This window comes from Mumia zhuanghuii, assembly GCF_042681565.1.
Taxonomy (GTDB): domain Bacteria; phylum Actinomycetota; class Actinomycetes; order Propionibacteriales; family Nocardioidaceae; genus Mumia.
Window position 1 is genome coordinate 48,592 of the sequence record NZ_JBHUFT010000008.1, and the last position, 13,406, is coordinate 61,997.

A 13,406-nucleotide genomic window follows, 5' to 3' on the forward strand; every position below is an offset into this window, starting at 1 on the left:
GCCGTCCCTGGGGAACTCATCGCGTGCCCCAGTCTTTGCACTCGCTGGGCCCGAGTGCTAGAAAGGGCGTTAGCACTCGTCTCGTACGAGTGCCAACGTACGAACGGGACAGGTCGATGAGGTTCGAAGGTCACGGCGAGAAGGGATCGCCGCGGACGCGGGCCGTCCGTCGCGGGCATCGCCCTGAACCATCCACCTCTACGCGGAGGAATCGCGGGAGATATGCCTAAGACCATTGCATTCAACGAGGAAGCCCGCCGCGGCCTCGAGCGAGGGATGAACGTCCTCGCCGACGCGGTGAAGGTGACCCTCGGCCCCAAGGGCCGCAACGTCGTCCTCGAGAAGAAGTGGGGCGCTCCGACCATCACCAACGATGGTGTGAGCATCGCCAAGGAGATCGAGCTCGAGGATCCCTACGAGAAGATCGGCGCCGAGCTCGTCAAGGAGGTCGCCAAGAAAACTGACGACGTCGCGGGCGACGGCACCACCACCGCCACGGTGCTCGCTCAGGCGCTCGTGCGCGAGGGCCTGCGCAACGTCGCGGCCGGCGCCAACCCGATCGCGCTCAAGCGTGGCATCGAGAAGGCCGTCGAGGCCGTCTCCGCCCAGCTGCTCTCGATGGCCAAGGACATCGAGACCAAGGAGCAGATCGCTTCGACGGCCGCGATCTCCGCTGCTGACCCCATCGTCGGCGAGATCATCGCCGAGGCGATGGACAAGGTCGGCAAGGAAGGCGTCATCACCGTCGAGGAGAGCAACACCTTCGGGCTCGAGCTCGAGCTCACCGAGGGCATGCGCTTCGACAAGGGCTACATCTCGCAGTACTTCTACACCGATCCTGAGCGCATGGAGGCGGTGCTGGACGACCCGTACATCCTCATCGCGAACTCCAAGATCACCTCGGTCAAGGATCTCGTCCCCGTCCTCGAGAAGGTCATGCAGTCGGGCAAGCCCCTGCTGATCATCGCCGAGGACATCGAGGGCGAGGCGCTGGCCACCCTGATCGTCAACAAGGTCAAGGGCACCTTCAAGTCCGTTGCCGTCAAGGCTCCGGGCTTCGGTGACCGCCGCAAGGCCATGCTGACCGACATCGCGATCCTCACCGGTGGCGAGGTCATCAGCGAGGAGGTCGGTCTCAAGCTCGAGAACGCCGACATCTCGCTGCTCGGCACCGCGCGCAAGGTCGTCGTCACCAAGGACGAGACCACCATCGTCGACGGTGGCGGCTCGGAGGACCAGATCACCGGACGGGTCAACCAGATCCGTGCCGAGATCGAGAACTCCGACTCTGACTACGACCGCGAGAAGCTGCAGGAGCGCCTGGCGAAGCTCGCCGGCGGTGTTGCGGTCATCAAGGTCGGCGCGGCCACCGAGGTCGAGCTCAAGGAGCGCAAGCACCGCATCGAGGATGCCGTGCGCAACGCGAAGGCGGCCGTCGAGGAGGGCATCGTCGCCGGTGGCGGCGTGGCACTCGTCCAGGCCACCGCTGCGGCGTTCGAGAAGCTCGAGCTCGAGGGTGACGAGGCGACCGGCGCGGCCATCGTCAAGTCGGCCTCGACCGCTCCGCTCAAGCAGATCGCCGTGAACGCCGGCCTCGAGGGCGGCGTCGTGGCGGAGAAGGTTCAGGGGCTTCCCCTGGGTCACGGCCTCAACGCCGCGACCGGCGAGTACGTCGACCTCATCGCTGCAGGCATCCTCGACCCGGCCAAGGTGACCCGCTCGGCGCTGCAGAACGCAGCCTCGATCGCGGCGCTCTTCCTCACCACCGAGGCCGTCGTCGCCGACAAGCCCGAGAAGAACGCTCCGGCCATGCCGGGCGGCGACATGGGCGACATGGGCGGCATGGGCTTCTGATCTCAGAACCCACCGTCTGAGCTCGGCTCAGCACCACGCGGCGCCCCGTCGGTCCTCGGACCGGCGGGGCGCCGTCGCGTCACGTGGTCCTCAGAAGGTGTCCTCTCCGGGGAAGGACGCCTGGCGGATCTCGGTTGCCTGCACGTGGCACGGCAACGACTCCTCGCCCTCCTCGGGGACCTCGCAGTCGTACAAGGTCCAGCCCTTCCGCCCCTCTAGCTTCGTGAGCACCATCGGACTCCCGTCGGTGTCGAAGGAGACTTGGGGAATGTCGCGCCGATCCTCCTCGATCCGAAGCTCGGTGCGCTGCTTCGTCGCGACGTCCTCCACGACGACGGGATCGCCGGGGCGACCGTCCTGGTGCACCGAGTTCCCGGCGATCAGCCTCAGCCGCCCGTCAGGGGAGAGGTACTGCTGCTCACCGTCGTGCTCGCCCTCCAGGCGTACGACCGCCCAACCGTCGAGACCGCCACCTGGTCCACCTCGGCCGAGCTCGCCCGGCCCGTAGGTCAGGATCGTTCGGCCGGCGACACCCGAGACCATCAGGTCGCCGGTCACCTCGGGTTCGAAGAACCCGGCGTCGGTCATCGTGTTCCAGATCCGGTACTCGGTGCCGGCGTCCGACCGCATCGCGATCACCACGATCCCGGTCGCGACACCGTGGATGACCCCGTCGCTCGCAGGTGTGTCGGTGTCGGACTTCTGGAGCGGGATACGTCGCCGCTGCTCCTTGCCGTCGACGAGGTCGTACACGTGGACGGTCGTACGACCGTCGGCTCGGCTCGTCCAGGCGACCGTCGACGACGCCACGTCCGCGGCCAGGCTCGGGGACCAGTCGGGATCGTCGCTGACCAGGTCGCCGATCGGCGTCTCCTCTCCCTCTGGCGTCATCAGGTACGGCCGGCGGTCGTCGCCCAGATAGACGACTCCCTCGGGGGTGGCCACTGCCATGCCTTTGGGGCCGCCGTGGGTGCGCGTGTGCAGGGTGCCGTCCATCGCCACCTGCGTGGCTGCGGCGAGATAGACGTGGAGGCCGTCGGTCGGCTGTACGGCCAGCGGCGCCTGGTCGTCGGCGATCAGCGGTCGGACGAGGATGCTGCCGACGGCGATGGCCCCGGCGGCGGCCAAGGCCACGGCGGGGACGAGCATGCCGGCCCGCGGTCGAGAACGTGCAAGGTGGCGACGCGTGAGCGCCACCATGTCAGGCTCCGGTACGGGGCCAGAGGTGTGGTCGGCGACGGAGTCGCGGACGAGGGTCTCGAGGTTCATGCCGGGCTCCTGCCGAGGTCGATCGTGGATCGCGGGGTGTCGCCTTGGTCGGGATCTGGGTCGAGGCCGTGGCCGCGCGCGGCGAGCTCGGTGCGCAGCATCCGCATCGCCGCGCTCGTCCGGCTCTTGACCGTGCCCGGTGGGATCTTGAGGACAGCGGCGACCTCGCGCTCGCTCAGGTCCTCGAAGTAGCGGAGAACGACGACGGCGCGCTGCTTGGCGGGGAGCCGTTGCAGACAGCGCCACACGATGTCGGAGGTTGCGACCGCGTCATCGTGTCCGCCGCTGGCTCGCTCGGGCACGTCCGGCACCGACCGCTCCACGTGGCGCCAGCGCCGGCGCCACCCGTCGCGCACCTCGTTGACGATCATGCGTCGCACGTACGCGTCGGGGCTGTCGGCGGCTCGGACTCGCTGCCATGCTGTGAACGCCTTCGCGAACGCGGACTGCACCACGTCCTCAGCGTCGTCGCGGTTGCCGGTCAAGGCGTGTGCGAGCCGGAACATCGGCGTCCAGCGCGCGGTGACGAACGCTTCAAAGGCGTCGCGCTCTTGGGGGGTCATGATCCTAGGGACGCTAGCGGGCGCAAGATCGGTTCACTCGCGTTCCGAGAAAGCTGCCGCAGGGTCGTACGGTGGCGAGGTGTACGTGCCCCGCTTCAACGCCCTCGACGACGACGCCGCGATCGACACGCTGATCCGTACGGTCGCTGCCGGCGATCTCGTGACCGCGGACGCCGACGGCATCCCGTACGCGACGCGCTGCCGCTGGTCTGGCTGCGCGACGAGGACCGCGTGATCGCGCACATGGCGCTCGCGAACCCACACTGGCGCACCCTTGCCGACGATGCGCCCGCGCTGATCGTGGTCACGGGACCGCAGGCGTACGTGTCGCCGTCCTGGTATGCGGCCAAGGCCGAGCATGGACGTGTCGTCCCGACCTGGAACTACACGCGGGTCGAGCTGCGCGGCACGGTCCGTGTGCACCGCGACGCCTCATGGCTCCGCGCCGCCGTCACCCGGCTGACCGATCTCCACGAGCAGCCGCGTGCGGAGCCGTGGGCGGTGACGGATGCGCCCGAGCCGTTCGTCGAGGGGCAGCTGCGGGGGATCGTCGGGATCGAGATCGCGGTCACCTCTGTCGAGGCCAAGGCCAAGCTCAGCCAGAACCGTTCGGCCGCCGATCAGGCCGGGGTGATCGCCGGGATGCGGGCAGAGGGTGGTGCCGAGCCGCGCGCGGTCGCCGACGCGATGTCAGCTCACTCCTCGTCGACGTCGGCCCACGACACGGCATCGACCAGGTAGACGAGCTCACCCGCGCGCGGCTCCCGCGCCTGCAGCACGTGGAAAGCCGGCGAGAACGGCCCCCCGAGGTCGACCACCGTGGCTCCGGCACCGAGCACGGCGCGCGTGCGCGACGGCGGTGCGGTGAGGTCGATGCGGGTCACCACACCCGGGGTCACCCAGACGGGGACCCCGCGCATCGTGCCCGACAGCTGGTGGTGGAAGTGCCCGCACAGCACCGCCTGGACGTCTGTCCCTGCGACCGCGTCGGCCAAAAGGTCGCGATCGTGCAGCCCGACGTCCTTCATGATCAGCGACGAGTCGAGGGAGAGCGGGGGATGGTGGAGCGCGACGATCGTCCCGTACGGCGCGGGCGTCGCGAGCTGGCCCCGCAGCCACGCGAGCTCGCCGCCGCTCAGCTCGCCGTGGACGGCGCCGGGCACGAGGCTGTCGAGCGTGATCACCCGCAGGCCGCCGACGTCGCTCACGGCGGCGCGCTTGCCGGCTGAGCCGCCGGCGAGCCGCCCCACGTCGCGTCCGTCGGCGTCGAGGTGCCCCGAGCCGAGCGCCCGCGTGAACGCACCGCGGTCGTCGTGGTTTCCGGTCGTGTAGACGTGCGGGATGCCGCGCTCCGCGGCGAACGCGCCCACCATCTCGCGGACGGCGACGCATCCTTCGTACGAGCCGTCGTCAGCGATGTCGCCCGTCACGAGGACGAGGTCGAGGGCGGGGACGTGGCGTGCGTCGTGGAGCAGCCCTTCGAGCGCGGTGACCGCGTCGACACCGTCCTCGTCAGGACCGGTACGGCTCACGTGGGTGTCGGAGAGGTGGAGGAGGCGATGCGTGGTCGGCACCCCACGCAGCCTAGGTCACCGAAGGTGCTCGACGGCCGCCGTCATGAGTGCCCGGGCGTAGCGGCGCTGCCCGGCCGCCGAGCGCATCGTGCGGGCGTCGCGGCGGTTGCGCATATTGCCCAGCTCGACCATCACGGTCGGGATGCGGCTGAGGTTGAGGGTGCCGAGATCGCCGCGACGCACCAGACCACGACCGCCGGCCGTGTACGTCGAGCGGTGGAAGCCACGCTGCTCGAGCGCCGCGCGCACCTCGCGGCCGAACCGGGCGGAGCGTACGACCGCGCCGCGACGCTTCGTGGTGATCACGTGGAACCCGCGTCCCGACCGGGTCGCACCGTCGCCGTGGATGCTGATCTTGAGGTCGGCGGCTCGTTCGCGTCCGCGGTAGCCCGCGTTGCCGAGCTTGCCGCGGACGTCGACGCACGGCCCCCACAGGCGCCGGCTGTTGCGGCTTCGGGTCATGACGACCGTCGCGCCCAGCGCCTCCAGCTGTGAACGGAGCCGGACGGCGACGCGCCAGGTGAACGTCGCCTCGGGATATCCGGAGGCCGTCGCGGTGCCCGTGGTGTTGCAGGCCTTGCGCAGACCGCCCGCGTTCACCTGCCGGTTGATCTTGCGCGGGAACCGGGAGTTGCCGAGCTGATGGCCGGGGTCGATCACGATCGTCCGGCCCGCAAGCGGTGCAGCGGCGGCGGCCGGGACGACGGTCAAGGCGGCCGGGACGATGGCCGCGCCGATCTGGACGCTCGCCGTCGGTCTCGTCTGCGGAGCCTGGGCAGGAGCTGCGACGAGGGCAGCGCCGACGCAGGCGACCACGAACGCGGGCGAGAAGCGCATCCTGGGAGGCTACCCGGATCGCGAGGTCGCCGTCGCGTGTGCCGTGCGGACACCGCCCGATCTGGCACGCTGTGGGCATGCCAGCCGCGGACGCCGGACGATCGGGGTCGGCTCGCCCCCTCCCGGACGGTGTCGGCGACACCGCCGATCCGTCGCAGCCTAGGTGGCGTCGTACGGTCCGCACCGTCGGTCCGTGGATCCTGACCGCCCTGATCCTGGTCGTCCTCGTCACCCTCGCGCAAGGGCTGGAGTGGGCGGAGGTGTGGGAGACGCTCACCACCCTGCACTGGTGGCAGCTCGCCGTCCTTGTGCTCGGGCTGCTGATGAGGCAGCTCCTCAACTGCCTGCCCCTCGTGTGGTTCATCGACGGATGCAGCGTGCCGCGTGCCTTCCAGAACGACCAGGCCTCGGCCGTGATGTACGCCGTTGCACCCCCGCCGGCGGACTACGTGACACGAATGGCGATGTTCGGCTCGTGGGGCATCGCGTTGCCCGCGGCGACCGCCGGTGCCGTGATGAACACCCTGAGCTTCTACGTGATCCGCTTTGGCGCCCCGCTCCTCGGCGTCCTCGTCATGATCGTCACCGGGATGTACGACTCCGCGGAGATCGTGCCGGCACTCCTCAGCGCGTTGATCAGCGTCGCCATCCTGCTGGCGATCTGGCTCGGCTTCCGAGACGAGCGGCTCGCTGCCTCGATCGGCGGCTGGGCCGCGCGGGTGGTGGGCAGGTTCAAGCGGGGGATCGACATCGACGCGTGGCGGGACTCGGTCGTCGCGTTCCGCCACGCGGCGTACCGGCGCGTCAGCTCGGCGCTCCCGCGCTCCCTTCTCGCGCTCGTCGCGATGGTCGTCGTCGACGCGGGCCTGATCGTGCTGTCGATCCGATTCGTCGGGGTTCCCGCCGACCAGCTCTCGGCTGTCCCCGTGCTGACGGCGTTCCTCGTGGCCTATCCGCTGACTGCGCTGTTCTTCTCCGGCCTCGGCGTGCTCGACGCGGTGGTGATCGCGACGCTGCTCTACCACGTCGACGTCGACAGGAGCCTCGAACCAGAGCTCGTCGCGGCGTTCCTGATCTGGCGCGTGATCTCGTTGGGTGTCCCGCTCGTCCTCGGGGCTCTGTCGCTCATCGCCTGGAAGATCGAGCTCGCCCGACGCTGAGACTGCCCACGTTGCGCGGCGCCCCGTACGCTGAGCACATGCTGTGGCTGTTGATCATCATCGGGATCGTCGTCCTTGCCTACGTCTATCGCGTCCAGCTCCTGTCGAAGGTGCTCGGACAGGACGAGGCCCGCGTGCGCCGGATGCTCGAGCGTCGCAAGGGCGACCGCTAGTCCCTATGGGGGCCTCCGGTCTCGCCGCGGGGATCTTCGTGGTCCTCGCGCTTCTCGGGCTGGCCGCGCTCGCCGCCATCGGCCTCGCCCTCGTCGTCGCCGGTGTGCTCGCGCGCCAGCGCCGCGGCTCCACCTCCCTGCTCTGGTCGGGCGGGGGTGTGCTCGTCGCCGTGGCAGTCACCGTGATCGCGACGGTCGTCTGGGCGCGGCTCTCCGGCGATCCCGGGACGCTGCGCCTCGACGTCAGGGAGCCGGTCACGGTCGCCTCGCTCGACAAGGAGGAGATGCCCGGGTTCCCCGGCGCGTTCGAGTACGACTCCGACCGGGTCGCGCTGGTGCTGCCCGACGGCTCCCGGTTCGCGACCGACGTCTATACGGCGACGCTGTGGGCCGACGGGGACCAGGTCACGTCGGTGCAGCTCAGCGACCGGGCGATGCCGACCGAGGACGCGGTGGCAGTCGTCCAGGGCTGGGCCGACGCGCTGGGCGCACGCCCGATCGGCCTCGGCACCGCGGCGGGCACCCGCTGGTCGGACGCGGTCCTCGCGGGCGGGCTCGAGGCCGAGCTCTCGCTGCAGCCGATCGGTGCCGGGGCGCAGTCACGGCCGTTCCTGTCGATCGAGCTCACCTCCTGACGGCGCTCACCCGCACAGGTGCTCAGCCGCACAGCCGAAGTGCCGTCAGTGCGTACGCCCTCGCGCAGCCCATCACGTCGGCGATCTCGACGTGCTCGTCGACCGCGTGCGCGTCGCCGATGCTGCCTGGCCCGTACTGGAGCGTCGGGACGCCCGCGGCCGCGTAGAGCCGCAGGTCTGAGCCGTACGGGGCACCGATCGGCACCGGCCGCGGGGCGCCCGCCTCGGCTGCCGCCTGGCACACCACGCCGAGCAGCTCGTGGTCGTCGGGGAGCCGCCCCGGGGCGAACACGCCGCCGGGGAACGTCACCTCGACAGGGTGGTCGCGCAGCCACAGGTCCGCACGAGACGCCTCGCCGACGGCCGCGATCAGAGCCGCACGTGCATCCGCCACGGACTCGCCCGGGCGTACCCCGTACCGGCCTTCGGCGATGCAGAGGTCCGGCACGGTGCTCGCCCAGTCGCCGGCGTGGACGGTGCCGATCGAGAGCGGGTACGGGATCACGAGGTGCGCGAACCGCTCGCCGGGATCGACGTTGCGCGCACGCTCGAGCTCTCGCAGTGCCTCCCGTACGGTGTCGAAGGCGTCGAGGGCACTGATCCCGCTCGACCGCATCGAGCCGTGCGCCGCGCGTCCGCGGACGACGAGCCGGAAGGTCAGCGACCCCGCGTTGTCGGTGACGACCTGCCGGGCGGTCGGCTCTCCGATCACGCAGGCGTCCGCGGTGTGTCCACGTCGCAGCGTCGCGTACGCGCCGAGGCCGCCGTCCTCCTCGCCGATGACGGCGTGGATCGCGAGCGGACGGGCGAGCGTGACTCCCGAGGCGCGCAGCGCCTGGACCGCGCCGAAGAGGGCGGCGACGCCGCCGAGCATGTCGCACACGCCGCGTCCGTACCAGCGGCCGTCGCGCTGGCGGACGGTGAACGGGTCGTTGTCGGCCCACAGAAACGGGTCGCCCGCCGGTACCACGTCGAGGTGTCCGTTGAAGGCGAGCGCGGGGACGTCGCCAGAGCCTGCCCCGAAGATCCCGACGGTTCCCCAGGCCTCCGACCGCTCGACCTCCATCCCCGGGAACTCGGGCTCCTGGCGAAGGACCGGCAGGTCGATCTCCCAGTGGTCCACGTCGGCCCCCAGGCGGGCGAGGCGATCGGCCGCCCAGTGGCTGGCGGCGATCTCGCCGACCGTGCCGTCGACAGGCGCCAGGGCCACGAGCTCCGCAAGGTCGGCCGCGATGGCGTCCTCATCGAGATGGGCGAGGACGGTGGCGGCGTCGGGCACAGCAGTCACGCCACCAGTGTGCGTCACCGGTTCGCCGCCGGGTCCAGGTGGCAGGATCTGGCGACATGACGACGTGCGCACGGGTGACGGGAGTGGTCCTCGCCGCCGGCCAGGGCAGGCGGATGGGCATGCCGAAGGCCCTCGTCGACGCGGGGGACGGCTCGACCTGGCTGGCTCGGACCGTACGGGAGATCGCGGCCGCTGGGTGCACCGACCTCCTGGTCGTCGTCGGTGCCGAGGAGCGGCGGGTCCGGGCCTCGTACGAGGGTCCGCCCGTGTCGTTCGTCCTCGCGCAGGACTGGGCTTCGGGGATGGGGGCGTCGCTGCGGGCGGGCCTCGAGGCGTTGGCGGCCGGGGCAGGTGAGAGGGCTGACGCGGCGCTGATCATGCTCGTCGACCTGCCGGACGTCGGCGCACCGGTCGTACGCCGGGTGCTCGACCACGCCGACGGCGCCGGCGCCGCACAGGACGTGCTTGCGCGGGCGACGTACGACGGACGCCCCGGCCATCCCGTGCTCGTCGGGCGTGGGCACTGGGCGGCGATGGCGGCGACGCTGTCGGGAGACGAAGGCGGTCGCCGCTACCTCGACGCGCACGACGCGACCGCGATCGAGTGCGGCGACCTCGCGGCCGGGCGAGATCAGGACACGCCGCCCGGCACCTCAGGACCGGCATAGGCTGAGCGCGTGAAGCAGCCGCAGACCAGCGACGACCTCGTCCGCGACCTCGACGGGGTCGGCTATCTCGCCGACGACGGGCTCGCGACCATCGCGTACCTGTCGCTCGCGATGCGCCGACCACTCCTCCTCGAAGGCGAGCCGGGGACGGGCAAGACCGCATTGGCGGAGGCGCTCGCGGCCGCGTACGAGGTCCCGCTGATCCGCCTGCAGTGCTACGAGGGGATCGACGCGACCCAGGCGCTGTACGACTGGGACTTCCCGCGCCAGATCCTCCACCTGCGGACCGTCGAGGCGATCACCGATCCGGGCCGACCGGTCGACGCCGATGCGGTGGAGCAGTCGCTGTTCGACGAGCGGTTCCTCCTGGCGCGCCCGATCCTGCGGGCGCTGCGCGAGGCGCCGGCGGTGCTGCTCGTCGACGAGATCGATCGCGCCGACGACGAGTTCGAGGCGTTCCTGCTCGAGGTCCTGTCGACAAACCAGGTCACGATCCCCGAGCTCGGGACCATCCGCGCCGTGGAGCCGCCGATCGTCGTCCTGACCTCCAACCGCACGCGCGAGCTCCACGACGCGCTCAAGCGACGTTGCCTCTATCACTGGATCGAGCACCCGGGCATGGCCGGCGAGGTCGAGATCGTCCGGACCCGGATGCCGGAGGTCTCGCAGCGACTGGCCGAGCAGGTGGTCGGGGTCGTGCAGGAGCTGCGTGCCCGTGGTGACCTGCTCAAGCCGCCGGGCGTGGCGGAGACGCTCGACTGGACGGCCGCGCTCGACCGTCTCGGCCGTGACGAGCTCGACCTCATGACTGCCGCCGCGACGATCGGCGCCGTCTGCAAGTACCGCGAGGACATCGACCGCGTCCGCGAGGCGCTCTCGACGATGCTGGCCTGACCCGTGGCGGACGTCGCGATCTTCGTCGGCTTCGCCCACGCCCTGCGCGAGGCGGGCCTCGGCGTGACGCCCGACCGTACGCAGGCGTTCGTCGAGGCCGTGTCGCTGCTCGGTCCCGAGCGTCGTCACGACGTCTACTGGGCGGGGCGTGCGACGTTGTGCGCGGAGCCCGACGACCTCGGGGTGTACGACCAGGTGTTCGCGGCGTGGTTCAGTCCCGACGAGCCGCGCCTGCGAACGAGGACACAGCCGCCGCCCCGCGTCGTGGTCCAGGCCGGGCTCGACGAGGGCGACGACGGCGGTGTCGGCGCGAGCGACGACACGCAGGAGGTCGCGATGATCGCGAGCCGCGCGGAGACGCTGCGACACCGCGACGTCGCCTCGCTGTCGCCGACCGAGCGGGTCGAGGTGGCGCGGATGTTTGACCGCTTGACCGTACGGGTGCCGCTGCGCCGCAGCCCACGCCGTACGCCGCACCGACGGGGTGACCTCGACCCGACGAGGACGCTGCGCGACCAGCTGCGCCGGGCGGGGGAGCCGGGGCCGCTCCGCTACCGCGCGCCACGGCGACGGCCCCGGCGAGTCGTGCTGCTGATCGACGTCTCCGGATCGATGAGTGCGTACGCGGACAGCCTGCTGCGGCTCGCGCACCGCCTGGTCAGCGTGTCCCCGCGGGACGTCGAGGTCTTCACGCTCGGTACGCGGCTGACGCGGGTCACGGCGGCGATGCGGCTGCGCGACCCCGAGGAGGCACTCGCCGCGGCAGGGGCGACGGTGCCCGACTGGTCTGGCGGCACGCGGCTCGGTGAGGTGCTGCGGGCGTTCGCCGATCGCTGGGGGCAGCGGGGCATGGCGCGGGGCGCGGTCGTCGTGATCGCGTCGGACGGCTGGGAGCGGGGCGACCCTGTGCTGCTCGGGGCCCAGGTCGAGCGCCTGCGCCGGCTGGCGTACCGGGTCCTGTGGGCCAACCCCCACCGTGGGCGACCCGGCTACGCGCCCGTGCAGGGCGGGATCGCGGCGGTCCACCCGCACCTCGACGCGCTCGTCGCCGGTCACTCGCTGGCCGCGTTCCAGGCCCTTCTCGACGAGGTCGGGCGCTGAGGGTCGCCGCGGTGTGCCTCCAGCACGGCGTGCGACCTGCCGGCGCAGCCACTCCGTACGGCCAGAACGTAGTCTGGATCACATGCGTGACGTGCTCGACGAGCTCATGGAGACGTGGAAGGCGGGGGAGACCGCCGGTGTGGCCACCGTGGTCGCCACCTTCCGCTCGGCGCCGCGCCCGGCCGGTGCGTCGATGGTCGTCGCCCCGGACGCGAGCGCGTACGGGTCGGTGTCGGGCGGCTGCGTCGAGGGCGCCGTGTACGAGCTCGCCCAGGAGGTCGTCGGCGCTAGCGACCCGGTGCTCCAGCGGTACGGGGTCAGCGACGACGACGCCTTCGCCGTCGGGCTGACCTGCGGCGGCATCCTCGACGTGTTCGTGGAGCCGGTGTCGCAGGAGACGTTCCCCGAGCTCGGTGAGGTCGCCGCCGACATCGAGTCCGGCCGCCCGGTGGCTGTGGCGACGGTGATCGCGCACCCGGACGGTTCGTGGGTCGGGCGCCGTGCGATCGTCCGCCCCGACGCGTTCGGCGGCTCGCTGGGTTCTGGCCGCGCCGATGCCGCGATCGCCGACGACGTGCGTGGCCTGCTCGCGGCCGGTCGTACGGCCACGCTCACGTACGGCCCCGACGGAGAACGGCGCGGCGAGGGGATGCGGGTCTTCGTGGCCTCGTACGCGCCGAAGCCACGCATGCTTGTGTTCGGCGCGATCGACTTCGCGGCGGCGGTGGCGCGGCAGGGCGCGTTCCTCGGCTACCAGGTGACGGTGTGCGACGCCCGGCCCGTCTTCGCCACGGCGGCGCGTTTCCCCGACGCGCGTGAGGTCGTGGTCTCGTGGCCTCACAAGTACCTCCAGAAGCAGGTCGAGGCGGGCGCGATCGACGAGCGCACCGTGATCTGCGTGCTCACCCACGACCCGAAGTTCGACGTGCCGCTGCTCGAGCTCGCGCTGCGCCTCGATCCGCCGCACCGCCCCGCGTTCGTCGGGGCGATGGGCTCGCGGCGTACGCACGACGACCGCCTCGCGAGGCTGCGCGAGGCAGGGGTCGGCGAGGAGGAGATCGCGCGGCTGTCCAGCCCGATCGGTCTCGACCTCGGCGCCCGTACGCCCGAGGAGACCGCGGTGTCGATCGCCGCGGAGATCATCGCTCTCCAGTGGGGCGGCCGCGGCGACCGCCTCAGCGCCCGCGACGGACGCATCCACCACGAGACGGAGTGACCCTCGGCGTCGCCCTGCCGCCCCGCACGGTGTGCCACGCCAGCGTGGGCGACGGCGGGAGACTGGATGCCACGTTGGCGCGGGAGACCTCTGTTAGCGAGGCTGGCACGCCGCGCCAACCGATCGCAGCCACGTTGGCGTGGCAAACCGTACGAGCTTCTGCGATCGCGTTGT

General features: G+C 71.4%; 15 protein-coding genes. 10 read left to right on the forward strand and 5 right to left on the reverse strand.

Going from position 1 to position 13,406, the window contains the following annotated elements; all coding sequences use genetic code 11:
• Positions 1 to 222: 222 nt before the first annotated feature.
• Positions 223 to 1,854 carry a chaperonin GroEL gene (gene groL, locus ACFSDF_RS08535; protein WP_167001551.1) on the forward strand — a complete coding sequence of 544 codons (1,632 nt, stop codon included), beginning with the start codon at positions 223 to 225 and terminating at the stop codon, positions 1,852 to 1,854.
• Positions 1,855 to 1,944: 90 nt separating this feature from the next.
• On the opposite strand, the gene ACFSDF_RS08540 is transcribed toward groL, so the two are convergent.
• Positions 1,945 to 3,123, reverse strand: a complete 1,179-nt coding sequence (locus ACFSDF_RS08540) for a hypothetical protein (RefSeq protein ID WP_377157092.1) — start codon at positions 3,121 to 3,123, stop codon at positions 1,945 to 1,947.
• A complete protein-coding gene (locus ACFSDF_RS08545) occupies positions 3,120 to 3,686 on the reverse strand; it encodes a SigE family RNA polymerase sigma factor (RefSeq protein WP_167001553.1) in 567 nt (188 codons plus the stop codon). The genes ACFSDF_RS08540 and ACFSDF_RS08545 overlap by 4 nt, the downstream gene beginning before the upstream one ends.
• 79 nt (positions 3,687 to 3,765) lie before the next feature.
• On the opposite strand from ACFSDF_RS08545, the gene ACFSDF_RS08550 reads away from it, so the two are divergent.
• Both ACFSDF_RS08550 and ACFSDF_RS08555 read left to right on the forward strand, forming a co-directional pair.
• Entirely contained in the window at positions 3,766 to 3,921 is a 156-nt protein-coding gene (locus ACFSDF_RS08550) for a hypothetical protein (RefSeq protein ID WP_377157094.1), read from the forward strand.
• Entirely contained in the window at positions 3,918 to 4,427 is a 510-nt protein-coding gene (locus ACFSDF_RS08555; protein ID WP_377157096.1) for an FMN-binding negative transcriptional regulator, read from the forward strand. The genes ACFSDF_RS08550 and ACFSDF_RS08555 overlap by 4 nt, the downstream gene beginning before the upstream one ends.
• On the opposite strand, the gene ACFSDF_RS08560 is transcribed toward ACFSDF_RS08555, so the two are convergent.
• Together ACFSDF_RS08560 and ACFSDF_RS08565 are read right to left on the reverse strand one after the other, a co-directional pair.
• Complete coding sequence (locus ACFSDF_RS08560; protein WP_377157098.1) at positions 4,382 to 5,260, reverse strand: metallophosphoesterase family protein; 879 nt, start codon at positions 5,258 to 5,260, stop codon at positions 4,382 to 4,384. The genes ACFSDF_RS08555 and ACFSDF_RS08560 overlap by 46 nt on opposite strands.
• Before the next feature lie 15 nt (positions 5,261 to 5,275).
• Complete coding sequence (locus tag ACFSDF_RS08565) at positions 5,276 to 6,097, reverse strand: N-acetylmuramoyl-L-alanine amidase family protein (RefSeq protein ID WP_377157100.1); 822 nt, start codon at positions 6,095 to 6,097, stop codon at positions 5,276 to 5,278.
• 77 nt (positions 6,098 to 6,174) lie between these two features.
• Between ACFSDF_RS08565 and ACFSDF_RS08570 the strand changes: the two genes are divergently transcribed.
• Genes ACFSDF_RS08570 through ACFSDF_RS08580 form a run of 3 tightly spaced genes read left to right on the forward strand, consistent with a single transcriptional unit; the run spans position 6,175 to position 8,065 of the window.
• Complete coding sequence (locus ACFSDF_RS08570; RefSeq protein ID WP_377157102.1) at positions 6,175 to 7,257, forward strand: hypothetical protein; 1,083 nt, start codon at positions 6,175 to 6,177, stop codon at positions 7,255 to 7,257.
• Positions 7,258 to 7,295: 38 nt separating this feature from the next.
• Positions 7,296 to 7,430 (forward strand): hypothetical protein, encoded by a 135-nt coding sequence (locus tag ACFSDF_RS08575; protein ID WP_279587724.1) that lies wholly within the window; start codon positions 7,296 to 7,298, stop codon positions 7,428 to 7,430.
• A gap of 5 nt (positions 7,431 to 7,435) precedes the next feature.
• Positions 7,436 to 8,065, forward strand: coding sequence for a hypothetical protein (locus ACFSDF_RS08580; RefSeq protein ID WP_167001558.1), 630 nt, complete (start codon positions 7,436 to 7,438; stop codon positions 8,063 to 8,065).
• 22 nt (positions 8,066 to 8,087) lie between these two features.
• Here the strand turns inward: ACFSDF_RS08580 and ACFSDF_RS08585 are convergent, their stop codons facing one another.
• The gene (locus ACFSDF_RS08585; RefSeq protein ID WP_377157104.1) at positions 8,088 to 9,353 is read right to left on the reverse strand and encodes an ArgE/DapE family deacylase; all 1,266 of its coding nucleotides are present in this window, start codon (positions 9,351 to 9,353) and stop codon (positions 8,088 to 8,090) included.
• A gap of 56 nt (positions 9,354 to 9,409) precedes the next feature.
• Here ACFSDF_RS08585 and ACFSDF_RS08590 point away from each other — a divergent pair, with 56 nt between their 5' ends.
• From ACFSDF_RS08590 to ACFSDF_RS08605, 4 genes are all read left to right on the forward strand, one after another.
• Complete coding sequence (locus ACFSDF_RS08590) at positions 9,410 to 10,021, forward strand: nucleotidyltransferase family protein (RefSeq protein WP_167001560.1); 612 nt, start codon at positions 9,410 to 9,412, stop codon at positions 10,019 to 10,021.
• 9 nt (positions 10,022 to 10,030) lie between these two features.
• Positions 10,031 to 10,915 carry an AAA family ATPase gene (locus ACFSDF_RS08595; protein ID WP_377157106.1) on the forward strand — a complete coding sequence of 295 codons (885 nt, stop codon included), beginning with the start codon at positions 10,031 to 10,033 and terminating at the stop codon, positions 10,913 to 10,915.
• A gap of 3 nt (positions 10,916 to 10,918) precedes the next feature.
• Positions 10,919 to 12,016 carry a vWA domain-containing protein gene (locus ACFSDF_RS08600; RefSeq protein WP_377157108.1) on the forward strand — a complete coding sequence of 366 codons (1,098 nt, stop codon included), beginning with the start codon at positions 10,919 to 10,921 and terminating at the stop codon, positions 12,014 to 12,016.
• Positions 12,017 to 12,098: 82 nt separating this feature from the next.
• The gene (locus ACFSDF_RS08605; RefSeq protein WP_167248998.1) at positions 12,099 to 13,232 is read left to right on the forward strand and encodes an XdhC family protein; all 1,134 of its coding nucleotides are present in this window, start codon (positions 12,099 to 12,101) and stop codon (positions 13,230 to 13,232) included.
• Positions 13,233 to 13,406 lie beyond the last annotated feature (174 nt).